General features: G+C 60.1%; 26 protein-coding genes. 16 read left to right on the top strand and 10 right to left on the bottom strand.

The window, feature by feature from the left end:
- Positions 1-16: 16 nt before the first annotated feature.
- The 4 genes from HX824_RS12120 (at position 17) to HX824_RS12105 (ending at position 3960) form a co-directional block, all read left to right on the top strand.
- Positions 17-781 carry an amino acid ABC transporter ATP-binding protein gene (locus HX824_RS12120; protein WP_177054592.1) on the top strand — a complete coding sequence of 255 codons (765 nt, stop codon included), beginning with the start codon at positions 17-19 and terminating at the stop codon, positions 779-781.
- 25 nt (positions 782-806) lie between these two features.
- Positions 807-1628 (top strand): ABC transporter substrate-binding protein, encoded by an 822-nt coding sequence (locus HX824_RS12115; RefSeq protein WP_177039785.1) that lies wholly within the window; start codon positions 807-809, stop codon positions 1626-1628.
- 147 nt (positions 1629-1775) lie between these two features.
- Positions 1776-2945 (top strand): MFS transporter, encoded by a 1170-nt coding sequence (locus HX824_RS12110; RefSeq protein WP_177054591.1) that lies wholly within the window; start codon positions 1776-1778, stop codon positions 2943-2945.
- A gap of 64 nt (positions 2946-3009) precedes the next feature.
- Complete coding sequence (locus tag HX824_RS12105; RefSeq protein ID WP_177054590.1) at positions 3010-3960, top strand: hypothetical protein; 951 nt, start codon at positions 3010-3012, stop codon at positions 3958-3960.
- A 12-nt stretch (positions 3961-3972) separates the two neighbouring features.
- Here HX824_RS12105 and HX824_RS12100 read toward each other — a convergent pair whose 3' ends face one another.
- The 3 genes from HX824_RS12100 to HX824_RS12090 all read right to left on the bottom strand — a co-directional run bounded on the left by HX824_RS12100 (position 3973) and on the right by HX824_RS12090 (position 5920).
- Positions 3973-4629: a hypothetical protein gene (locus HX824_RS12100; protein ID WP_023659241.1), complete on the bottom strand. Its 657-nt coding sequence runs from the start codon at positions 4627-4629 to the stop codon at positions 3973-3975.
- A 43-nt stretch (positions 4630-4672) separates the two neighbouring features.
- The gene (locus tag HX824_RS12095; protein ID WP_177054589.1) at positions 4673-5035 is read right to left on the bottom strand and encodes a hypothetical protein; all 363 of its coding nucleotides are present in this window, start codon (positions 5033-5035) and stop codon (positions 4673-4675) included.
- Between the two features lie 78 nt (positions 5036-5113).
- A complete protein-coding gene (locus HX824_RS12090) occupies positions 5114-5920 on the bottom strand; it encodes a sulfite exporter TauE/SafE family protein (RefSeq protein WP_177054588.1) in 807 nt (268 codons plus the stop codon).
- A gap of 115 nt (positions 5921-6035) precedes the next feature.
- Between HX824_RS12090 and HX824_RS12085 the strand changes: the two genes are divergently transcribed.
- Together HX824_RS12085 and HX824_RS12080 are read left to right on the top strand one after the other, a co-directional pair.
- On the top strand, positions 6036-6806 hold the full coding sequence (locus HX824_RS12085; RefSeq protein WP_023659240.1) for a helix-turn-helix transcriptional regulator: 771 nt from the start codon (positions 6036-6038) through the stop codon (positions 6804-6806).
- 104 nt (positions 6807-6910) lie between these two features.
- Positions 6911-7291 (top strand): helix-turn-helix transcriptional regulator, encoded by a 381-nt coding sequence (locus tag HX824_RS12080; protein ID WP_008432936.1) that lies wholly within the window; start codon positions 6911-6913, stop codon positions 7289-7291.
- A 17-nt stretch (positions 7292-7308) separates the two neighbouring features.
- Here HX824_RS12080 and HX824_RS12075 read toward each other — a convergent pair whose 3' ends face one another.
- Positions 7309-8247 (bottom strand): GlxA family transcriptional regulator, encoded by a 939-nt coding sequence (locus tag HX824_RS12075; RefSeq protein WP_008432938.1) that lies wholly within the window; start codon positions 8245-8247, stop codon positions 7309-7311.
- 116 nt (positions 8248-8363) lie between these two features.
- Here HX824_RS12075 and HX824_RS12070 point away from each other — a divergent pair, with 116 nt between their 5' ends.
- Entirely contained in the window at positions 8364-9158 is a 795-nt protein-coding gene (locus HX824_RS12070) for an SDR family oxidoreductase (RefSeq protein ID WP_087693110.1), read from the top strand.
- Between the two features lie 6 nt (positions 9159-9164).
- On the opposite strand, the gene HX824_RS12065 is transcribed toward HX824_RS12070, so the two are convergent.
- From HX824_RS12065 to HX824_RS12055, 3 genes are all read right to left on the bottom strand, one after another.
- Positions 9165-10547 (bottom strand): amidase family protein, encoded by a 1383-nt coding sequence (locus HX824_RS12065; protein WP_256346998.1) that lies wholly within the window; start codon positions 10545-10547, stop codon positions 9165-9167.
- Positions 10548-10782: 235 nt separating this feature from the next.
- Positions 10783-11547, bottom strand: coding sequence for an amidase family protein (locus HX824_RS12060; RefSeq protein ID WP_177054587.1), 765 nt, complete (start codon positions 11545-11547; stop codon positions 10783-10785).
- Between the two features lie 123 nt (positions 11548-11670).
- Positions 11671-12729, bottom strand: coding sequence for an MBL fold metallo-hydrolase (locus HX824_RS12055; protein WP_003211475.1), 1059 nt, complete (start codon positions 12727-12729; stop codon positions 11671-11673).
- Positions 12730-12853: 124 nt separating this feature from the next.
- Here HX824_RS12055 and HX824_RS12050 point away from each other — a divergent pair, with 124 nt between their 5' ends.
- The 4 genes from HX824_RS12050 to HX824_RS12035 all read left to right on the top strand — a co-directional run bounded on the left by HX824_RS12050 (position 12854) and on the right by HX824_RS12035 (position 16876).
- Entirely contained in the window at positions 12854-13474 is a 621-nt protein-coding gene (locus HX824_RS12050) for a TetR/AcrR family transcriptional regulator (RefSeq protein ID WP_003211473.1), read from the top strand.
- 188 nt (positions 13475-13662) lie between these two features.
- A complete protein-coding gene (locus HX824_RS12045; protein WP_003211472.1) occupies positions 13663-14721 on the top strand; it encodes a diguanylate cyclase in 1059 nt (352 codons plus the stop codon).
- A gap of 239 nt (positions 14722-14960) precedes the next feature.
- Positions 14961-16280 (top strand): PAS domain-containing methyl-accepting chemotaxis protein, encoded by a 1320-nt coding sequence (locus HX824_RS12040; RefSeq protein WP_003211470.1) that lies wholly within the window; start codon positions 14961-14963, stop codon positions 16278-16280.
- Positions 16281-16360: 80 nt separating this feature from the next.
- Positions 16361-16876 carry a DUF1003 domain-containing protein gene (locus tag HX824_RS12035; RefSeq protein ID WP_003211469.1) on the top strand — a complete coding sequence of 172 codons (516 nt, stop codon included), beginning with the start codon at positions 16361-16363 and terminating at the stop codon, positions 16874-16876.
- Positions 16877-16981: 105 nt separating this feature from the next.
- On the opposite strand, the gene HX824_RS12030 is transcribed toward HX824_RS12035, so the two are convergent.
- A complete protein-coding gene (locus HX824_RS12030) occupies positions 16982-17866 on the bottom strand; it encodes a LysR family transcriptional regulator (protein WP_177027669.1) in 885 nt (294 codons plus the stop codon).
- Between the two features lie 79 nt (positions 17867-17945).
- Between HX824_RS12030 and HX824_RS12025 the strand changes: the two genes are divergently transcribed.
- Positions 17946-18641, top strand: coding sequence for a CTP synthase (locus tag HX824_RS12025; protein ID WP_177054586.1), 696 nt, complete (start codon positions 17946-17948; stop codon positions 18639-18641).
- Positions 18638-18961 carry an antibiotic biosynthesis monooxygenase gene (locus HX824_RS12020; protein WP_177054585.1) on the top strand — a complete coding sequence of 108 codons (324 nt, stop codon included), beginning with the start codon at positions 18638-18640 and terminating at the stop codon, positions 18959-18961. Before HX824_RS12025 ends, HX824_RS12020 begins: the two co-directional genes overlap by 4 nt.
- A gap of 276 nt (positions 18962-19237) precedes the next feature.
- Here the strand turns inward: HX824_RS12020 and HX824_RS12015 are convergent, their stop codons facing one another.
- Positions 19238-19561, bottom strand: a complete 324-nt coding sequence (locus HX824_RS12015) for a DUF2025 family protein (RefSeq protein WP_177054584.1) — start codon at positions 19559-19561, stop codon at positions 19238-19240.
- 232 nt (positions 19562-19793) lie between these two features.
- Between HX824_RS12015 and HX824_RS12010 the strand changes: the two genes are divergently transcribed.
- Together HX824_RS12010 and HX824_RS12005 are read left to right on the top strand one after the other, a co-directional pair.
- Complete coding sequence (locus HX824_RS12010) at positions 19794-20921, top strand: glycerophosphodiester phosphodiesterase (RefSeq protein ID WP_008432958.1); 1128 nt, start codon at positions 19794-19796, stop codon at positions 20919-20921.
- Positions 20922-21599 carry a helix-turn-helix domain-containing protein gene (locus HX824_RS12005; protein WP_177054583.1) on the top strand — a complete coding sequence of 226 codons (678 nt, stop codon included), beginning with the start codon at positions 20922-20924 and terminating at the stop codon, positions 21597-21599.
- Here the strand turns inward: HX824_RS12005 and HX824_RS12000 are convergent.
- Positions 21540-22469 (bottom strand): sterol desaturase family protein, encoded by a 930-nt coding sequence (locus tag HX824_RS12000; protein ID WP_177054582.1) that lies wholly within the window; start codon positions 22467-22469, stop codon positions 21540-21542. The two genes, HX824_RS12005 and HX824_RS12000, sit on opposite strands and share 60 nt — an antisense overlap.
- Before the next feature lie 140 nt (positions 22470-22609).
- Between HX824_RS12000 and HX824_RS11995 the strand changes: the two genes are divergently transcribed.
- The gene (locus HX824_RS11995) at positions 22610-22915 is read left to right on the top strand and encodes a PepSY domain-containing protein (protein WP_177054581.1); all 306 of its coding nucleotides are present in this window, start codon (positions 22610-22612) and stop codon (positions 22913-22915) included.
- Positions 22916-22980 lie beyond the last annotated feature (65 nt).

Raw genomic sequence — 22980 nt, 5'->3', positions numbered from 1 at the left:
CTGAGGAGATTTGCCCATGAGAAGCATCGTCAAGGCCGTGAACCTGAACAAGTATTACGACCAGTATCACGCGTTGCAGGACATCAACCTGGAAGTCGAACAAGGCGAAGTGCTGTGCATCATCGGCCCGTCCGGTTCCGGCAAAAGTACCCTGCTGCGCTGCGTCAATCAGCTGGAAAAAATCGACAAGGGCGGCCTGTGGGTCGATGGCGAACTGGTGGGTTACCGGGTCGTCGGCAACAAGCTGCATGAGTTGAATGAATCACAGATCGCCCGTCAGCGCCTGGCCACCGGCATGGTGTTTCAGCGCTTCAATCTGTTCCCGCACATGACCGTGTTGCAGAACATCATCGAGGGCCCGTGCCAGGTGCTCAAGCGCTCGCCCAAGGAAGCCACCGAGGATGCGTTGGAGTTGTTGGCCCGCGTCGGCCTGGCGGACAAGCGCAATGCCTACCCGGTGGAGTTGTCCGGCGGCCAGCAACAACGTGTGGCAATTGCCCGTGCGCTGGCGATGCGCCCCAAGCTGATGTTGTTTGACGAACCCACGTCAGCCCTCGACCCGGAGCTGGTAGGAGAAGTGCTGTCGGTGATGCGCGATTTGGCCACCACCGGCATGACCATGATTGTGGTCACCCATGAGTTGGGCTTCGCCCGCGAAGTGTCCAACCGCATGATGTTTATGGATGCCGGCCAGATTGTGGAAGCCGGCAGCCCGGAAGAAATTCTAATAAGCCCACAAAACCCGCGTACCCAAAGCTTTATTTCTGCCGTTCGCACTTAACTAAAAAACTAACGAGAACGCCCCCATGAAAAATCTGTTTCTTCCAAGTTTGCTCGTAGGCCTGATGGCCTCCACTTCGGTTTTGGCGGCATTGCCGGCAGCGATCAAGGACAAGGGTGAGATCAGCGCGGCCATCGTGCCGAACTACCCGCCGATGGATTTCAAGGACACCGCCACCAACAAGCTCACCGGCCTGGACTTTGACCTGGGCAACGCCCTGGCCGAGCGTTTGGGGGTGAAGATCAAGTGGCAGGAAACCGGCTTCGAACAAATGCTCAGCGGCCTGACCACCAAGCGCGTGGACATTGTGCTGTCGGGCATGACCGACACTGCCGAGCGTCAGAAGGCGGTGACCTTTATCGACTACTTCACCAGCGGCCCGCAGCTGTACACCCTGGCCAAGCGTGAAGACCTCAAGGAATTGACTGACCTGTGCGGTAAAAAAGTCGGCACCAGCCGACGTACCACCTGGCCGTCGGAAATTGCCGCGTGGAGCAAGGAAAACTGCGAAAAGGCCGGTAAGTCAGCCATCGTGGTGATTGGTACCGAGGGCTCGGCGGATGCGCGGGCTCAGTTGCAGCAGAACCGTCTGGATGCGGCGATGCAGGGCAGTGAAACCATTCCTTACCTAATGTCGCTGGACAAGGGTAAGTACAAGCCAGTGGGCTTGGCGATTTCCAAGCAGTTCACCGGGCTTGGAATTGAGAAGAGCAATACCGAGTTGGTCACGGCCATCAGTGAGGCGTTGCAGGGCATGATTGATGATGGGACGTATGGCAAGATTCTGAAGAAGTGGGATCTGGAGCAGGGTGCGGTGGAAAAAATCAGCATCAATGCCGGCCAGTAACTCGATCTAAATGTGGGAGCGGGCTTGCTCGCGAATGCGGTGGATCAGCCAGTACAGTTGGCACTGACACACCGCATTCGCGAGCAAGCCCGCTCCCACACTGGATCTTCATCGTCTTGAAAAAAGAATAAGGACATCCGCCCCACCGTGGCCACGTACTCCCTGGTAATCCGCCGCCTGATGATCTGCTCGGTGACCATCGTCGTCAGCCGCGCCATGACCAGCCCATTGCTCGCCCTGTTGCTGAGCACCCGCCTGGGCCTCAACCAGCAAGACATCGGCTTGCTGATGGGCATCGCCGTGTTCATCGCCACCCTGCTGGGCCTCTACGGTGGCTACATCATCGACCGCCTGGAAAAGCGCAAGCTGCTGATCCTGGCGATGCTTTCCAGCTCCATCGGTTTTCTGTTGCTGACCTTTGCCAGCAACCTGTACCTGACCACCCTGACCCTGGTGATCACCGAAGCCGCTTCGGCGCTGTTCCTGATCGGCTCCAAGGCGATCATCAGCGAGAACCTGCCGGTGGGCCAGCGGGCCAAGGTGTTTTCCCTGCGCTACACGCTGACCAATGTCGGCTACGCCACCGGCCCGATGCTCGGCGTGGTGATTGCCGGGCAGATGCCCCTGGCACCGTTCCTGATCGCCAGCGCGATTGCCTTTGGCAGCCTGTTCCTGATGATCGGCATCCCACCGACCCAGCGAGACGACAGCAACAAACCCTTAAGTTTTCTCAGCACCCTGAGGACCCTGCGCAGCGATCGCACCTTGATCCTGTTCACCAGCGGCAGCCTGTTGAGCACCATTGTCCACGGGCGCTACACCCTCTATCTGTCGCAGTTTCTGCTGGTGGCCTACAAGCCGGAGAACGCGCTGAAAATTCTCTCTGCGGTGCTGGCGTGCAACGCCATCACCGTGATCCTGATGCAGTACCAGATCGGCCGCTTCCTCAAGCGTGAACAACTGCGCTACTGGATCGTGCTTGGCACCTCGCTGTTTATTGCCGGGTTGATCGGCTTCAGCATGGCGGACGGCCTGGTGTCGTGGTGTATCGCGATGTTTGTGTTCACCCTCGGGGAGATGATCATCTACCCGTCCGAGTTCCTGTTTATCGACACCATCGCCCCGGACGCCCTGCGCGGCAGTTATTACGGCGCACAAAACCTGGCGGCATTTGGCGGCGCCTTGAGCCCGGTAATCTGCGGCTACCTGCTGATCAATGCATCCCCCGCCTCGATGTTCTATGTACTGAGCGGGTTGACGGCAGTGGGTGGCACCTTGTGTTTCCTGAGTGGCCGGCGTGTGGTGGTCCGTGCGTAATTTCTACTGATATTTGCTCTATATCTCGCTATTAATAGCGAAATCTCTCACGGACCCGAGCCCCATGAAATTCGACACGGCCTACAGCCTGAGTCTCGACGACAAGCTGTCGATCTATGACGTGCGCGACCTGAATTTCGACGAAACCGCCGCCTTCGATTCCGACAAGGACAGTTTCCTGTGCCCCAACGACGAATGCCGGGCGGCGTTTGCGGCGGGCAATGTGTTGGGCACGTTCAATGCAAAAAACGTCAATTACCTGCGTACGCCGCACTTCAAGAACATCCCCAGCACCCGGCATATCGAGGGTTGCCGTTACGCCAGTCGCCCTGCCGGAAAAGGCGAATCTGAGGATGGGCCGGAGGAAAACTTCCCGTCGGAATTTGTCCTGACGCGGCGCCAGTACGAACGCAAAACGCCGGTCATCGGTGCTGAGGGTGGCACCGCACAAGAGCCACCGAAAACGCCGGCAACCCGCAACGCCTTGTCTCACAGCTCAAGCGACACCACCCCGGACAAGACCAGCGTCTTTGCCCACCCGGTGGAATGCTACGTGTCCAATATCGGCGACAAGGACAAGCTCAAAAGCATGCCCTTGAAGATCGGCGAGCACACCGCGACCTACTGGACGTTTTTCAAGAAGATCGAATACCTGCAGGACAACAAAGGCCTGATCTACTGTGGCAAGATCAAGGAGATCAAGGACTACACCAGCAGCTTTCGCATCGACTTCGAAAAGAAGGCCTGGCTCGACAAAAAGCCCTATTCCATCAACGTTTACCTGAGCAAAAAACTGATCGAGAACTACCGCAAGCGCAAGGCGTTCCTGGAGCAGATCAAGGCCGCGGTGGACAGTGATCGAGCGCTGTATTGCTTCTTCTACGGGGTGACACCGGAGCTGAAACAGGTGCCAAGCAAGAAAAACCCCGAGCAGACGTTCGGGGTATTCAGTGCCAATATCGAGAACCTGGATCACCTGATTATTCGCGAGGCGCCGGGGTTGGGAGAACGGTAATGCGATTCCAGGTCAGGCCCTTCGGCTGAATAAACGGTACTTTTCACGTGCAAGTGCGGCGCCCGCAGGGTCCAAGCCGCCTACCGTGACCAACCAGTGAATCAGCATTTCCTCATCCGGTAAATGAAGCCCCTTCACATCTTTCAAGCTTCGAGGCGTATGGTTGATTCGAGCGTCGTAATGCAGAGCGCTCCAAGGCATTGCAACAAGATCCACGCCTTCTGCGTCCATCTCAAAACTCCGCAATATTTCGTTGATTTGAGTCTGCGCACTCCGATCACCCCGCTGCTGTAGAGAGTACGACTCGACCAAACTGACGAATTGCTGTTCAGGCACAGACGGATCAACCAAATCCAAAACATCAGACTTCAAGGCGAGATCCAAAACACCACTCATCCACCGATTAATAAAGGTGCGCACGAAGCCATCGGCGTCGGCTTTTTTCATATCAAAAAACAGCATGCAATAGCGGGTTTTCAGATGTATCGCCAACAGCACATGTTTACGTTGCACCGTCGCGGCATGGACCAGCCACTGATGAGGGTCGGCGTACAGGTCATCGCCCTGGCGCTCTTGTGTCGGCGGTTTTTGAACCGGGGTAATTTTTTTGCCTTTGTGAACCCGGCTAAAAAAATTACCAGCCGCCTGCGTACAATTAAAACTAAGCATCAAGATATTTCCTGAACATTCTGACTGAAGTCTAAGACAAGACTCAGTCGCCTTGTACGTGTGCAGCAACCCACTCGATTTCGTAACGCTGCCTGACCGCGTAGCCGATAGCGCTCAATGTCTCTTCGCTTAATACCGACAACTCTGAATCACTCAACAAATCATGCCTGATCATTTGCGCAAGGCTCTCGCGGGCTTTCGAACGACTGTAGAGATCAAACATTCGGGCGACATCGTTATCGCGATCCCTGGTGAGGCTATACAGCGTCCTGTACCGAGCCTCGGCAGAAAGCGTTTCGCGCTCGCTGATGGTCTTTGCATCAGCCAGTACGCCTAGGTAAAAGCGTTCAAGCGCCAATACCCTGAGGACTTTGAACTTCTGCCAATCGCTTTCGGAAATGGACATGACATTCCCCCGGTCACTTTCTTTTGAATAGAGAAGTAACCCTAGCCTGCGGCTAAAAGAACGCAAAATCCACTTGCGTCAGACCAGCATGCTCACCATCACCACGCCCAACAACCCGATATACACCCGCGCATGCAGTGCATCCGGGATACGACCAATCCACGGCGTGGCCAGGCGAATGCCCAGCAGCGAACCCAGGGTGAGGATGGCAAACGCCAGCAAATCGACATAGCCGACAAACCACGCGCCCAATTGCACCTTGGCGAATCCCGCCATGAGCATGTAGGTGAATGTACCGGCCAGCGCCACCGGCACGCTCAGCGGATTAGCCATGGACGTGGACTGGGACATGCTCAAGCCACAACGGCGTAACAGCGGCACGGTCATCACGCTGCCGCCCACACCCAGGAAAGTCGCGATCAGGCCAATGGCGATGCCGCCGCCCGTCACTTCCACTCCGCTCAGGCGTCGTGGCTGGAGCCTGTCGTCCTGGCTGAGAAAGCCCCTGCGCAACAGGCAATCGACAATGGTGATGGCCAGGTAGGCGATAAAGGCGTACCGCATGAAATCGCCGCTGGCGAACATTGCAGCCCCTGCGCCCAGCACGGCGCCGACCCCGATGTACCCGCCCAACGGCCACAGGTAATGGCGAATCAGATTACCTTTGCGCTGGTGTTTTCCGGTGGCAAGCAGCGCGTTGACGATCATCACGCAGGTGGAGGTGGCGACCGCGATATGCATCGCTGATTCACTCACGCCCGCGTCGCGGCTGAGCTTGAGCATGCCGTAGAGCAACGGCACCACCACGAACCCGCCACCGAAGCCGAACAGCACAGCGGTCACGCCGGTCATGCAGCCGAACAGTGCCAGTAATAGATAGAACATCGGGAATCGCCTTCAGTATCAGGGAGAGCTGTCGACGATAGAGATTCAAGGCTTGGCCCGCTTGCGCATGTCGGCCAATAATGTGCGAGATATTGCCACTTCCGGGATCAGCTCCATGCGCAACGTTTCCATCGCTCAGCTCGACCTGACCCCGCGAACGGTCGTGGCAATCGGCACCGACTATCCCCACGGCTATCTGCTCAAGCGCCACAGCCATCGGCGCGGCCAGTTGTTGTATGGCGCCACCGGGGTGATGCAAGTCAGCACCCAGCAAGGCAACTGGGTTGTGCCGCCCCAGCGCGCGGTGTGGATTCCCGCCCAAGTGCCCCATGAAGTGCTGATGCTCGGCGTGTCGACGCGCAGCCTGTATATCGAACCGCACGCCGTCACCGACTTGGGCACCGACTGCCACGTCATCAACGTTTCCCCCCTGATGCGCCAGCTGCTGATGGAGGCGGTGGAGCTGCCGCTGGAATACGACGAGGCCGGGCGCGACGGTGCGCTGGTCAGCCTGCTGTTGCATGAACTGGCACGCGCCACGCACTTGCCCCTGCATATCCCGCTGCCGGAGGACCCTCGCCTGCTTGCTCTGTGCCTGGCGTTTCTGCAGCGGCCGGACGTGCACCAGTCACCGGTTCAATGGGCGCAACAATCGCACCTGAGCCTGCGTACCTTCAGCCGGCATTTCCGCCAACAAACCGGCCTGAGCTTCGTGCAGTGGCGCCAGCGGGCCTGTGTTGTGCAGGCCTTGGCGCGGTTGGCCAGCGGTGCAAGCGTCACCCGGATCGCCCTGGACCTGGGCTATGAAAACCCGGCGGCATTTTCCAGCATGTTCCGCCGGGTGCTGGGCCAGTCACCGAGCACCTACCTGGAAGGTGCGAAATAGAGCGGCGGCAGCGCTATCGGAAAATCCAGTTGATGAGCGGTCAAAACAACTGTACAAAAACACAGTATAGTTTGCCCTCCCCCCGTCGAACCTGGAGAAAGTCCATGTCCTCTCTGGCAATGAGCAGCACCGTAGAACAGCAGATCGTCCTTCATCAATTCACCCCACGGCACAGCGTCCAGGCCCGCCTGATGCTGGGCTGGAGCCGGGAAGACCTGGCCCGGGAAGCGGATGTGGAAGTGGACGCCCTTCAACGTTTTGAAAGCCATGGCGATGTGGACGATGCTGTCCGCCTGAGTGTGGCGTTTCGCCTGGAGGCTGAAGGGTTGGTGTTTTTCCCGGGCTTTGCGCCGGGTTGGGGGATGAATGTGCGGGGCCGCGCCAGCACTCCGGCACAACCGGCCGCCAAAGGGATCATCTCAAGGTTTCTGGATTCAACAGCGGCGTCCATTGACCCAACAACACCTCAGCCCAATGGTGCGTAGCGCGCAAGGCCATCAACTCACGCCTGCAACTGCAACGCCCGACGGATCATTTGTGGCGGTTGGCCAAACGCTCGCAGGAAGGCTCGACGCATGCGCTCAGGGTCACCGAAGCCCGTCTCCCGGGCGACAACGTCGATGGAGTGGCTGCCGGATTCGAGCATCAACCGGGCGGCTTCAATGCGCAGGTGTTCTACCGCCTTGGCCGGCGATTGCCCGGTTTCGGCGCGGAACAGTCGGCTGAACTGACGCGGGCTGAGGTGTGCCGCTTGCGCCAGTTGTTCTACCGAGAGGTCCTCGTGCAAGTGCCCTTTGGCCCACGCCAGGGCGGTTTGTACGCGGTCAGACTTTGGGTCCAGTTCCAGCAACGCCGAGAACTGTGACTGGCCACCGGCACGGCGATGGTAAACCACCAGTTTTTTCGCCACGTCGCGGGCCACTTCCACGCCCAAATCGTGCTCGACCAGGGCCAGGGCCAGGTCGATGCAGGCGGTCATCCCGGCAGAGGTCCAGAGCGGGCCATCGACGGTGAAGATCCGGTCTTCCTCCAGCTTCACATTGGGGTAGCGCTGGCGAAACGTCATGGCGTGGTACCAGTGGGTGGTTGCCTTGCGCCCTTCCAGCAGGCCGGCCGCTGCCAGGTGGAACGAACCGGTGCAGGCCGATGTAACCCGGCGCGACGCCGTCAATGATGCTTGCAGGTACTCCACCATGCCAGGAGTGGGCTCAAGTAGTTCGTTGTCCCCCAGCACCAGGATCGTGTCGTAGACCTGCTGCCCGAACGCCAGGCTATCAATGGCAAAGCCCATGGAGCTTTTTATCGGCCCGCCATGCTCCGACAACAAGTCCACGCGGTAGAACGGTCGCCCCACCACGAAGTTGGCAAATTCGAACACGCTGCTGGTGGACAGGCTGAGCACCTGGAAACCGGGAAAAAGCAGAATACCGACGGACACCATGGCCAAACCTCATGTCTCTAAAGGAGGGATATATGACATTGCAGCCATCACATTACACCCATAATCTTGGTTCCAACAAGGCCGATCCCCTCCCCGGCCCATTTGGAGCAACTGCCATGTCGCAACACAAAGGTTATGCCCTGATTACCGGTGCCTCGTCAGGAATTGGTGCGGTGTATGCCGACCGCCTGGCCCGTGCCGGCTACGATCTGATTCTGGTGGCCCGCAACCAGCAACGTCTGGAGCAGTTGGCAACACGCTTGAAAGCCAATACCCAGCGTGACGTGCAGGTGATAGCGGCCGATCTCAATCTGCCAGCCGACTTGGCGCGAATCGCCCGGATCGCGCACGAAGACAGCCGTATCAGCCTGCTGGTGAATAACGCCGGTGTGGGCGCCACCGCTTCGTTGCTGGAGTCGGATGCCGACAAAATGGACGCGATGATTCTGCTGAACGTACTGGCGCTGACCCGCCTGGCCAAAGCCGCGGCAACCAACTTTGTCGCCCAAGGGCGTGGCACGATCATCAACATCGGCTCGATTGTCGCTCTCGCTCCCAAAGTGCTGAACGGCGTGTATGGCGGTACCAAAGCGTTCGTACAGGCGTTCAGCGAATCGCTGCAGCATGAGCTGAGTGACAAGGGCGTGGTGGTCCAGGTGGTGCTGCCAGGCGCTACCGCCACGGAGTTCTGGGACATCGCCGGCCTGCCTGTGAACAACCTGCCGGAAGCCATGGTGATGACCACCGAGAACCTGGTGGACGCCGCCCTGGCAGGCCTTGCCCAGGGCGAAGCCGTGACGATTCCGTCCCTGCCGGACAGCGCAGATTGGGACACCTACGAACGCGCGCGGCTGGCCCTGGGTCCGAACCTGTCGCACCGTGAACCCGCCGCTCGTTATGGGTTGAAGTAATCCGGACTAGCGCAGGCCGGGTTTAAACGCAGGCTTCCTGATTGCCTGGGAGGCCTGTTCATACCCGTAGGCGACCGACAGCAACGTGGCTTCGCTCAAATTTTTCCCATAGAAGTGAACGGCTGTCGGCATCCCTTCGTCGTCCATGCCCGATGGTATGGAGATACCGGGATAACCGGCCACCGCCGAGTAGTAGTAACTGTATGAGTGAAAGTTGGACATCATTGCATCAAGCTTATGCTCGGCCAGCGGCTTATCGATGGTGCTTTTGAAAATCGGGCCGATGGCAGCCCATAACTCATTGCGCGCCTCATCACTGATATCCATCCCGTTGATCATGGTGAGCATCTGTTGATCCGGCACACCCGGACCGCTGTTGCGCTCGTTGAATTCAATCAGCTCAGCCAGCGACTTCACCGGCAAGCCTGCCCGTCCGGCCAGGTAGGCTTCAAGCTGGTGTTTAACGTCCGATAACAACGCGTCGTTATATTGTTCATGGGTTTCGTACGGGACGCCCTCACCCAGTTGACCCACGGGTACCAATGTCGCGCCCTTGCCTCGCAGCAACGTAATGGCATCCTCGAAGTGCTGCCTGTCGGCTTTTTTCGCCGGGTCGTTGGCATCTTCTGCAGATAACTCAGGCAACGGCGTATAGCCGATGCGCTTGCCCACCAAGGCGTCAGGCTTGATTCCTTGGGTGTAGCGGTTGGTATCCGTCATCGCATCCAGTGCTTGCGCCGCATCACGCACGTTACGGGTGAAGGTGCCCACCGTGTCCTGGCGGGAACTGGTCATCACCCCTTCAGTGCTCACTAACCCTTCGGTCGGTTTGAAACCAATAACACCGTTGTAAGCCGCCGGCGTAATGATTGAACCATTGGTTTCGACCCCCAATGCCAAGGGCACAATCCCTTGAGCAACGGCTACCGCAGAGCCCGTACTCGAGCCCGCCGCCTGGCCATCCAGCCGATGCGGGTTGAGGGTCAAGCCGCCCCTGGAGCTCCAGCCATCAACCGGCGCCTCAGAGCGAAAATTGGACAATTCGCTCATGTTGGTTTTTCCAATAATCACAACGCCAGCCTTCAGCAGGTTGTCCACCACCTTGGCGTTCCTTGAAGCGGGCCTGCCCACCAGCGCCATGGAGCCACCGCTGGTCTGCATCTTGTCGCCGGTTTCGAACACATCCTTGAGCGCTATCGGAACGCCATGCAAAGGCCCGCGCACTTTGCCTTCGGCCCGCTCCAGATCCAGCGCACGGGCTTTCACACGAGCGTCAGGATTGATTTCAATGAACGCATTGCCGCCCTGCAAGCCCTTGTCCATGTTGGCGATCAGCTTCAGCGAATCCCTCACCACCGAATCGGAACTGGCCCCATTGGGCCGGGTCATGGCCGCTGCCAAATCGTCGGCACTCCTGTAGGCCTGTGGCGGGTTCACCACTGCATCGAAAAGCCCCGCTGCCCATCCCGCGCCCAAACCTGGTCCGATCATAAATACTCCCCGCCTGCCTGAATGTTGGGAATACCGTTCGATATCCCTGCCTCAGTCTAAGAAGCGAAATACTCGATGACTCGGGGGCAACTCTTACCGCGGCGTACGATCACTCTCCCCATAGCGTAGGCCCTTAATGCCGCCCTAGAACCTGCTGACAACCTCGCACCAACGCCGCCAGACGATCTCTGGACCAGTGCGCACCATAGAACCAGACGACCCTCGACACCCCGTCGACGTCGGTGCCCGCGGGCACGCTGAAGCGTGGGTTATCGGCAGTCGCTGCTTTGTGGAAAGCAACACCTTGCGCATCCGCCACCACCCCATCCAGGCGGTTTTCCGTGACCCGGTCGTTAATCTCATTGCCGGGGTCCAGGGTGAAGTGACGTGTGTCATCGGTCACCCGCGCCGTCACAGGCACCAATTGCGCACCGGCTGCACGCAGTACGTCCAGTACCCGGGCAAAGTGCGAGCTGTGTTTGGCGGGTTTGCGCACATCACCGGTAACGTACTCGCTGGCAAAACCAATACGGCTGCCAGCCAGGGGCGGTGTGTTGATCAGATGACCCGGATCAGCGACGGGTGGAATCTCCACCATCACCCGCCCCTCAGGGTCGACACCGCTGAGGGCAATCAGTGATAACGCGGGATCGCGCACGCTGTGCATCATGGGGCCAGGGAGGTCGAGCCTGGGGCCGTAACCGCCCGTGGAGCCAAACTCCAGGCCGCCCTGGTGAGTGGCTGAATTGACGATCGTACCGGCCGCATGACTGCCAAACACAACACCCTGGCTGGCAGTGGGGGCGCAAGGCTGGGGAGTACAACTGTCCCCCGATCCTGAAGGCTTGAACAGGCAGCGCACGCCCGGCCCCGTGACCTTCCTACTCTTATCGTCCATACACTCCCACGCCCCGGAATAAAGTTTCGAGGCGTGATTGCATCCCTTCAGCGAGGTGGATGTCTGTCGGAAATGGCTGGTTATGGCTCGTTCAAAATCCCTGAGCGCGCGATCAGACGGTGATTATCCGCTGACGTGCGCTTCACTGCCCTGATGCTCGACTTCCAGCCACCAGGCCTGCCCGCGCTCCGGCTGGTTGAGCATGAACGCCTGCCCCATCGCCGGTGTGGTGATCGACACGTTACGCTCCCATGCCAGCGCCATGATGCGGTCGAAGGGTTCGTGCCATGCATGAAACGCCAGGTCGAACGTGCCGTTATGGATCGGCAGCAGCCAGCGGCCCTTCAAGTCGATGTGCGCCTGCAGGGTTTCTTCCGGTTGCATGTGCACGTGGGGCCAGTCGACGTTGTAGGCACCCGTCTCCATCAGGGTCAGGTCAAACGGGCCGTACTGCTCGCCGATACGCTTGAAGCCCTCGAAATAGCCGGTATCACCGCTGAAGAAAATTCGCCGTGAGCCGTCGATCATCACCCACGAACACCACAGCGTCTGGTTGCCATCGAACAGGCCGCGCCCGGAAAAGTGCTGGGCCGGCGTGGACACAAAACGAATCCCGTCCACTTCAGTGCCCTGCCACCAATCCAGCTGCCGCACCTTGCTGGCATCCACGCCCCACTTGACCAGGGTATCGCCCACACCCAGCGGCGCGAGGAAATAGCGGGTCTTGTCCGCCAGTTGCACCACCGCCTTGTGGTCCAGATGGTCGTAGTGGTTGTGGGAAAGAATCACCGCCTCGATCGGCGGCAGGTCCTCAAGGCTGATCGGCGGCTGATGGAAACGCTTGGGGCCCGCCCAACTGAACGGCGAAGCACGCTCGGCGAACACCGGGTCGGTCAGCCAGAACTTGCCGCGCATTTTCAGCAGCACGGTGGAATGGCCGAGGCGGAAAACGCTATGGTCCGGGGCGGCAAACAGTTGCTCGCGAGTCAGCGGCTGCACCGGGATCTCACCCACCGGGCGCGTGCTGCGGGGCTTCTGGAAGAGCATCTTCCACATGATGCCCAGGGTCTTGCCCAAGCCGCCATGCTGGATGGGCTTCTGATTGGTGAAGTGACCTTGATGCTGTTCGGAAGACTTGGGCGCTGTAGAAGAACTGTCGAGACGGGTTGAGATCGTGGCCATTACCGAGGAACTCCTGCAGACTGCTCTAAAAATTACACTGCACAGTGTAGTTTCTAGATTGCAACAAAACCGGGAGCAAGTAAACTACCGAGTGTAAGTTTCCCTTCAGAGCCGAACTCCCACCATGACTGTACCCCTGCGCCTCACCGACCGTAAACGCGAAGCCATCGTGGCAGCCGCCATTGCCGAGTTTCGTGACAACGGGTTCGAGGTCACCAGCATGGACAAGATTGCGGCCACGGCGGGGGTTTCCAAGCGCACGGTGTACAACCACTTCCCGAGCAAGGAAGAGCTGTTCGCCGAGATCCTGCATCAACTGTGGGCCAGCAGTGTTGCGCAACTGGACGTCAGCTACGCCAGCGACCGCCCGCTGCGAGAGCAACTGCGCGGGTTGCTGCAGGCCAAGATGACGATGATGTCGGACGCCAACTTCCTCGACCTGGCCCGGGTCGCGATTGCCGCCACCATCCACTCGCCGGAACGTGCCCAGGACATGGTCAACCGCCTGAGCAAGCGTGAAGAAGGCTTCACCCAATGGGTGCGCGCCGCCCAGGAAGACGGCCGGCTGAGCTGCACCGACCCATGCTTCGCCGCCCACCAGGTGCAAAGTCTGCTCAAGGCCTTTGCCTTCTGGCCACAGATCACCCTCGGCCAGCCGACCCTGGACGCCGACGCCCAAGCGAACGTCATCGAGTCGGCCATCGACCTGTTCCTCGCAGGCTATGAGGTCGTGCCGCAGCACTGACCTGTTGCAGGAACGACATCCAAGGTCGTTTTTATCTGATTCGCCGCGTGTCCTTTGCAAATGGCCTGGAAGGACACTGATTATTCCCACGCGAATAACTGACAATATTCACACGTATTATCCGACCAGTGGTTTTCCCGATCACGTGTGCCGTCGTACCTGCAAAAAAAGAATCGACCCAGGAATCTATGGAAAACCAACGAGGCAAAGGGCTGTCATTTGCCAGACGTATCTACAGGCCAAGGATCATCGGCCTGGGCATCGGCTGCATCAGCGTCATCGCCGCGCTCTACCCACTGCAAATGCCAGGCTGGGTCTGGGCGTTGCTGCTGTTCAACGGTTTTGGCTGGGCGCACCTGGCCTATCAACTTTCGACCCGCTCTGATTTCCCCTACAAGGCGGAACGGCGAAACCTGCTCTACGACTCACTGCTCGGCGGGTTCTGGGCGGCGACTACACAGTTCACGCCACTGACGGCCGTGACCATCCTGTCGATGATGACCATGAACAACGTCGCCGCCGGCGGCAAACGCCTGTTCCTCCACGGCATCGTGGCGCAACTGGCAGGTATCGGCGTGTCCTGGCTGCTGTTTGGCATCCACTTCAATCCCGACGTCAGCCTGGTCCAGGTCTACGCCTGCCTGCCGATGCTGACCCTGTATCCCATGGCGCTGGGCATGGTCTGCTACCGCCTGGCGATCAAATTGTCGGAACACAAACGCGCCCTGAGCGCCCTGAGCCGCACCGACAGCCTCACCGGCCTGCTCAACCACGGTTCGTGGAAAGACCTGCTGCACCTGAAGTTTCACAAGTGCCAGCAACAACATGGGAACGCCACCATCGCGCTGATCGACATTGACCATTTCAAGCAGATCAACGACAGCTATGGGCACATCATCGGTGACCAGGTTCTGCGCCAACTAAGCCTGGAACTTCGACGCAACCTGCGGGCAAACGACCTGGCCGGGCGATACGGCGGCGACGAGTTCTGTGTGATTCTTCCTGACATGCCCATGGAACAGGCCGCGCAAGTCATGGAACGCATGCGCGAGGTGTTCAGCAATTACCGCAACCCGGAAATCCCCGAGCTGCGGGTCAGCCTGAGCATTGGCCTGGCGTCTTTCCAGAGCACCTTCACCGACGCGGCCATGTGGCTCAACGCAGCGGACCGCGCGCTGTACGCGGCCAAGGACACCGGCCGTAACCGAGTCAATATCAGCGACTACGTGGTCGCCCATTCCGCCTGAATCCCGCCCTCTGCATCTCGTCTGAATTAAACGCGCCCGTCGCCGACCGATAGCATAATGCCGCCATTGGTCGACTGGCATAGAACTTCTTGCCGGCCATACGACTCAGAACCCGCTGTTCCACCCCGCTGCCAGCACAAGGAAGCTGGCAATGAGCACGTTTGCCGTATGGCCAGGCCTTACGGTGGCAGGCGCCCCCATGGATACCCCTGACGCTTGCTTCCCCCGAGCACACGACCATGCTATTCAACGCCCATAAAAAAACCATCAGTACCCTGCAAGCCACCCTTGCCCAGCAAGCCAGCCTTCTCGACGCCATCGACCGCTCAATGGCGGTGATTGAATTTGATCTGCAAGGCACGGTCCTGCGGGCCAACGAGAATTTCCTCAAGGTCATGGGCTACACCGCCGACCAAGTCGTGGGCCAGTCCCACCGCCTGTTCTGCACCCCGGCCTTTGCCCGCAGCGCCGAGTACGGCCAACTGTGGACGCAATTGCGCAACGGCCAATTCCAGTCCGGGACCTTCGAACGGGTGACCAGCGGCGGCCAGCCGATCTGGCTGGAGGCCAGCTATAACCCGGTGCGCGACGAGTCCGGCAGCGTGGTGAAAGTGGTGAAGTACGCCATGGACGTCACCCCGAAAATGCAGGCCGAGAGTGAAGCCAACGCCAAGTTGCAGGCCATCGACCGCGCCATGGCGGTGATCGAGTTCAACCTCGACGGCACCATCATCAGCGCCAACCAGAATTTCCTGCAGCGCATGGGCTACAACCTGGCGCAGGTGCAGGGCAAGCATCACCGCATGTTCTGCACACCGGAGCTGGCCAACAGCAGCGCCTACAGCGATTTCTGGCGACGGCTGAACCAGGGTGAGCTGTTCAACGGCCAATTCGAACGCATCGACAAAAACGGCCAGGTGGTGTGGCTGGAAGCCAACTACAACCCGGTGTACGACGCCAGCGGGCGCCTGTGCAAGGTGGTGAAATACGCCTCCGACGTCACGGCCATGGTGGAGAAACACGCGGCCGACGCGCAAAGCGCCACCCAGGCTTATCACATCTCGCTGCAAACCCGGGACATCGCCGAAAAAGGCGCCGAGGTGATCCAGCAGACCGCCACCGGCATGCGTGAGATTGCCGCCAATATCGACGGTTCTTCCGCGCTGATCGCCAAGTTGGGCGAGCGTTCGCAGCAGATCACCGCCATCGTCAACACCATTCGCGGGATTGCCGACCAGACCAACCTGCTGGCATTGAACGCTGCCATCGAAGCCGCACGCGCCGGCGAACAAGGGCGTGGCTTTGCGGTGGTGGCCGATGAAGTGCGGCAATTGGCGGCGCGCACCAGCGGTTCAACGGCCGAGATTTCGTCGATGATCGAGATGATCCAGACCGAAACCCGCCAGGCCATCGACAGCATGGACGGTACCCGCGACCGCGCCGCCCAGGGCGTGGACCTGGCCAACCAGGCGGGTACGGTGATCCTGCAGATTCGCGAAGGCGCCAGCGAGGCGGTGCAGGCTGTGAGTGCGTTTGCCAATGAACGGGGCAACAGGTAAGCGACAGGCTTCTTCATGTGCCAGGCCGAGGGCTCGGTCTATAGTGGTGGCTTGTCTTACGCCACGGATTCGAGCCCGCCATGACCCCGGATAAACCTGAAGCCAACGTTGACCACCTGCGCTTTCATCGTAAACACGCCCATCTCGCGCCGACCTTTGGCAACGACACCTTTGCGCTGAAAGCCGAAGCCTTCGCGCGCTTCTTTGGTACCCCGACGTTCCTGGGGGCGCAAACGGCAATCGTGATTCTGTGGGTCGTGCTCAACATGACCGGCATCACGCACTTTGACGTCTACCCGTTCATCCTCTTGAACCTGGCGTTCAGCCTGCAATCGGCCTATGCCGCCCCCTTGATTTTGCTCGCCCAGACCCGCCAGGCCGCAAGGGACAAGGCCCAATCCGACGCCGACGCCCAGCACCGCGAAGCCCTGGCCGTGGCCAACACCGAACGCCAGGCCCAGGCGGCGCAGACCACCAAGCAACTCCTGGAACTGTTGGAGCAGAACACCAAGCTCACCGAGATGACCAAACAACTGACCGAGCGCATCGAAGGGCTGACCAGCGAAATGCACGACCAATTCGTGCGCAAGACCTGACCCTGCCACACATCCCGTGTGGGAGCTGGCTTGCCTGCGATTGCATCAATGCGGTATGCCTGATGCACCACAGCGCCTGTATCGCAGGCAAGCCAGCTCCCACAGTTATCTCACCGGCAAACGCACATGCTGGCCCAACTGATCAAATAACGTCACCACCGAACGCAAGGCCCGGCAATCGGGGCGCGTCAGCAGCCACAGGGCGGTATCGTGCCCCACCAGCGGCGGGCTCAACGGTTGCAGGTCCGCGCCCAGCAGGTAATCCGGCAACGCGGCCACCCCGAGTCCCGCGCGCACCAGTTCGGTTACCGAAACCATGCTGTTGCAGCGATAGGCCGGCATCACCCCCGGCAAGTGCTGGCGCCGCCAGGTGACGGTGGGGTGATCCGGCAGGAAGTCATCCGGCGCGATCCAGTTCAGGGCCGCCAGTTCCTCCCCCCCATGCTGGCGGGCATAGTCGGCACTGGCGCACACCCGATACGACACCGTGCCCAGGCAACGTCCTACCAGATGCTCGGGCGGTGCCTTGGTCAGGCGCAGGGCAATATCCGCATCGCGGCGACTGAGGTTGGCGAAGTCATTGGACGTGCTCAGCTCCAGGGTCAACGCCGGGTAGCCCGGCATGAACTGCGCCAGGGCCGGCAGCAACAGTGACTGCAATACCGAGTCCGTGCACGTCAGGCGCACCGTACCGCTGATCACTTCACCGCCCTGCTCCACTCCCACACGTGCTGCCTCCAGCGCCTGTTCGGCACGTTCGGCCTGCTCGGCGAGGGTGGTGGCCAAGGTGGTGGGCAGGTAGCCGGCGCGGCTCTTTTCGAACAGCGTCTGGCCCAGTGCCGTCTCCAGCCGCCGCACCGCGCGAAACACCGTAGACACATCCACCCGCAGCAACGCCGCCGCCCGCGCGAGCGTGCCGCCGCGCACCAGGGCGAGGATCAGGGAAAGGTCTGGGTAGTCGATCTGATAGTGCGCCGCTGCATTGAACATGTGTGTTAACGCCAATATTGATTGCGTGAACGCCAATCTATAGTGAGCGCCAGGACTCAACAAGCCACGGATACCCTCGATGAATAAAACCACCCTGCACCTGGCCCTGATCGGCGACTACGATGCACAGGTCACCGCCCACCAGGCCATTCCCCTGGCGTTGCAACAGGCCGGCGCGGCGCTGGGCCTGACGGTGCGGTTCGACTGGCTGGCCACCGACACGATCAAATCCACCGAACAACTGCAGCACTACGACGGCTTCTGGTGCGTCCCCGCCAGCCCCTACCGAGACCTTGACGGCGCGCTGCTGGCCATCCGGTATGCCCGTGAACAAAAGCGCCCGTTCCTCGGCACCTGCGGCGGTTTTCAACACGCGGTGCTGGAATATGCCCGCAACGTGCTGGGCTGGGCCGATGCCGAGCATGGCGAACTGGCCCCCGACTCGCCGCGTGCAGTGCTGACACCGTTGACCTGCGCGCTGGTGGAAGCGACCGACACCATCCGCTTGATGGCCTATACCCGCATCGCCGAGGCCTACGCCACCCTGGATATCCATGAAGGCTACCGTTGCCGCTATGGCATCAATCCAGCGTTCGAAAGCGCATTGCTGGAAGCCGACCTGATTGCCAGCGGCCATGACTCGGCGGGCGACCTGCGGGCGGTGGAGTTGCTGGGCCATCCGTTTTTTGTCGCCACCCTGTTCCAGCCGGAACGTGCGGCGCTTAAAGGCGTCACCCCGCCGCTGGCCATTGCGCTGCTGAAGGCCTGCGCATGATCGCCAAGACACCCAAACCGCCGTACTACGCCGTGGTGTTCAGTTCATTGCGCACTGAAGGTGACAACGGTTACGGACGAGCCGCCGACCGCATGCTGGAACTGGCCCGGCAACAACCCGGTTTTCTCGGCGTGGAATCGGCGCGCGGGGACGACGGGCTGGGTATCACGGTGTCCTACTGGAGCAGCGAAGCCGCGATCCTGGCCTGGAAGCAGCACGCCGAACACACTGAGGTGCGCGAACAGGGCCGCGCCACCTGGTACTCGGCGTGCCATACGCGGGTGTGCAAGGTGGAGCGGTCTTACGCGTTCGAGCGCTGAAACCTCAGCCCGTGTAAAACACTTAATGTGGACAAGGGAGGCTCTGTGGTGAGGGCGCTTGCTGTAGTGAGGGAGCTTGTGTGGTGAGGGAGCTTGCTGTGGCGAGGGAGCTTGCTCCCGCTGGGCTGCGAAGCGGCCCCAAAATCTTGGGAGCGCTGCGCACTCCAGCGGGAGCAAGCTCCCTCGCCACAGCAAGCTCCCTCACCACAGCAAGCTCCCTGCCACAGCAAGCTCCCTAGCCACAAAAAGCGCTCCAGCCGCAGGGCTATGCGGCACTCAACTGACCAGACTGCGCACCGCACTGATCTGTGGAATCTCCACCCGACGCATGTACACCCGCAGCGGTTCCGTGATGTTGATGCGATCGTCGATGTTCTGGTCCAGCAACAACTGGATCCGCTCGCGGGACAAGGTCATGGCCTGCCCGTCGACCGGCAGCCAGACAAACTCGGCGGTTGGGATGATGCCGTCATCGGCCACGTCCATGCCGAAGGAGTCTTCGCTGAAACGGACGATGTACTGGCCAGTCTTGCGGTTCAGGCCGACAAAACCCTGGAGTTGGTCGGCGGCCTGGCAGATAAGGTCGGAGGTGATGCGCATGGTAAACCTCACTGAAAAGTCCTACTTGGACTGGAAAGATGGTTTACACGCGTGGCAGGAAAATCTGCCCTCTGATGGGGCATTTCAAAGCAAGAGTACTGCATCGCACCGCACAAAAGTGCAGAAAAATGGCCGGTGAACACGTTAATGTCGGTTTGGTGATAGCGCCATTCGCAAGCAATTGTTAAAAAGGAGCCCTTCTCAAAGTTACCTCCACGAAAGGACTTCGCATATGCCTGTTACGTTTACCAAGAGTGCCCTGCTGCTGGCCCTGATGCTGGGCCTTGGCCACGCACAGGCGGCAAGCCCGATCAGCCCTACCGAATTGGCCACCAACGAAGGCATTCCGCACCCCGCCGTGATTGCCCACCGTGGCGCCTCCTTCGATGCACCGGAATCCACCGCCGCCGCCTACAAAGTCGCGCGCGACCTGGGTGCCGACTACCTGGAAATGGACCTGCAGCGCAGCAAGGACGGCGTGCTATTCGCCCTGCATGACAACAACCTGCAACGCACCACCGACGTCGCCACCAAGTTCCCGGAGCGCAAGGACAGCCCGGCCAACGAGTTCACCTGGGCCGAGCTTAAAACCCTGGACGCCGGCAGCTGGTTCAACGCCGCCTACCCGGATCGCGCCCGCCCAGGCTTCGTCGGTTTGAAAATCCTCAGCCTGGACGAAATCATCAAGATCGCCGAAGGCAATCCGCAGCACAAACCCGGCCTGTACATCGAAACCAAGGAGCCGAAGCAATTCCCGGGCATCGAGGCCGACCTGAAGAACAAGCTGCTGGATAAAGGCTGGTTGAGTTCCACCGGCTCCAACCAGGCCCAGAAAAACATCGGCGTCGGCCAGGGCAAGGGCCGCGTGGTGCTGCAAACCTTTGAGAAAGACAGCCTGAAAGAACTGCAAAAAGAGATGCCCAACACCCCGAAAATCCTGCTGTTGTGGGTAGGTGAAGGCAGCATCGAACCGAAATCCAAGGTGCCCTTCGCCGAGTCCGGCGAGCCGAGCAAAGCCGCCTACTACGCCAAGCAGGAGCCGAAGGACGCCGCCGAGTTCGAAAAATGGATCGACGAGGCCAAGAGCCTGGGCGCCATCGGTACCGGCCCTTCGGCACAACTGACCAACCTGGGCGACCAGAGCTACTCCGACCTGGTCAAACCCGAGATGAACCAGTTGACCCACGACAAGGGCTTGCTGGTGCACGTGTACACCGTGGATGAGCCGGTGGACTTCGACAAGGTCATGAAAGCCGGCGTCGATGGCATCTTCACCAACCGCGCTGCCGAACTGCTGAAGTACTACAAGCGCTGGCCGTCCTCGAGTGTGGCCGACCTGCTGCAGGACAACGGTTACTGAGTGAGCCCCGAATGGTCAGGTCGCCTGTGGCTGGGGCCTGACTACGGGCTGATCCAGGGCATACCGGGGCGCACCGCGCCCCACGCACACTATGCCCATCAGCTGATGTTCTCCGCGGGCGGGCCGGTCACGGCCAGCCTCGATGGCCGTGCCACCACGGCCCATCGCCTGTTTATCCCGTCCAGAATGCCCCACGCCATCCTCCACTCCCACGGTGAGGTGTTGATGGTGTATGCCGAACCCGGCGCCTTTGACTTCGACTCTTTGCAGGCCGCCCTGGCCGACAGTGAACGGTCCCTGGAAGCACTCGAGCGCACGCTGCGCCAATTGCCGAGACGCGCACTGGAAGATGCCAGGGTGGAGCGCGCGCTGTCGGCGCTGGATCAGCAACTGAGTGGCAAGGTCTCGGCCCAAGCCCTGGCGCAGGCGGCGCACGTTTCGTTAAGCCAGCTGGAACGTTTGTTCGCCAACCAACTGGGTTTGCCGGTACGTCGCCTGGTGTTGTGGCGGCGCTTGCGAGTGGCGCTGGGACTGGCGCTCGGCGGCAGCACCCTGACCGAGGCTGCACATGGCGCCGGGTTCGCCGATTCGGCGCACTTTTCCCGGACCATGAAGCAACTATTTGGCGTCACGGCCGGGGCGTCGTTGCGCAACCTGAACGTACGAATCCTGGACTAGACCCGCGGGAACCGGCGGCTCCTTGCTCAAGCGCACCGTCCTGAACGGGTCGCGCAACTGCGCCACATACTCCCGCGGAAAATCCGGCCGGCTGCCAATCCCCAAGTCGCCCTGCCCCATTCGATAGTCATGGCTGTAAAACGCCGTACCCAAGAGCCAATCCCACAGATTGAAAAACAAGCCGAAATTCACATCCCCAGCCCGGCCATATTTCATGTGATGAAAACGATGCACCGGCGCCCAGGCGAACACCCAGCGCAGCGGCCCCAGGCGCATGTCGACATTGGAATGCTGCAACAGCAGCTGCACGGCAATCGCCAGGGCCAGCAGCAGCGCCACCTCCGTGGGAATGCCCAGCAGGATCAACGGCGCCAACCCGGCCGTGGCTTCCAGCATCTGGTGCAACGGATGCTTCATCAAGCCATTGAAGCCATACAGCCGTTGCACGCTGTGGTGCACCGCGTGCAGGCGCCACAAGGCAGCGACTCGGTGGCTGGCGTAATGCATCAGGGTGATGCCCGCATCGGCAATGAAGATCGCCAGCAGCAATTGCGCCCAGAGCGGCCACGCCCGCGGCCATATACCGTCGACGGCCAACAGCGCGGTCAGCACCGGCAAGATCAACAAGCCCGCCGCATTGAGGCCCTCATTGACCAACGCGTGAATCAAGTCGCGACGACGATCACCCTGGTTGCGATTCCACTGTGGCTCATAGGGCAACCACCACTCGGCGATAAACGACACCGCCACCGCCAGAACAAATACCAGCCCCAGCCACTGCAGCGTATCCCTCTGCACCAGCCACAGCGCCCACCCGATAAACCCCGCCCAAAACAAGGGCGCATACACCCAGGCCATTAACTGTTTCATCTGTGCCTCCCGTAAGTGAGACGCCAGCATGAAACCCCGCACTCGCCGCCGATTGAACAAACGGCGCAATCTTAAGGGTGAGTTAAGTTGCGCTGGTTAACCTGATCCCACTTAAACAGCTCACCCCAAAGGATCACATCATGAAAAACCTGACCGCTCTGTTCGCTGCTGCCGCCTTGACCCTTACCGCCGGTTTGGCCCAGGCCGATGTTCGCCCGGACCAGATTCCGAGCCTGCTCAAGTCCGGTGCCGTGATGGATTTTGAAAAGCTCAACGCCAAGGCCGTGGCCCAGCACAAAGGCGCCACCATCGTTGACACCGAACTGGAAGACAACGCCGGTCGCCTGGTCTACGAGACCGAACTGCGTGACACCAGCAACGTGAAGTGGGACGTGAAGCTGGATGCCAAGACCGGCGAAGTCCTGGAAAACAAGCAAGACACTTGAGTTGAACCGCAAAAACGCCGCGCCGCCTTCGGGCCGCGCGGCTTTTTTATGCGCGCTCGTCGCCC

The organism is Pseudomonas sp. D4002 (assembly GCF_013385665.1).
Classification (GTDB): Bacteria; Pseudomonadota; Gammaproteobacteria; order Pseudomonadales; family Pseudomonadaceae; genus Aquipseudomonas.
The sequence above is the reverse complement of the archived record's forward strand: the minus strand, read 5'-3'. Positions and strand labels throughout refer to the sequence as shown.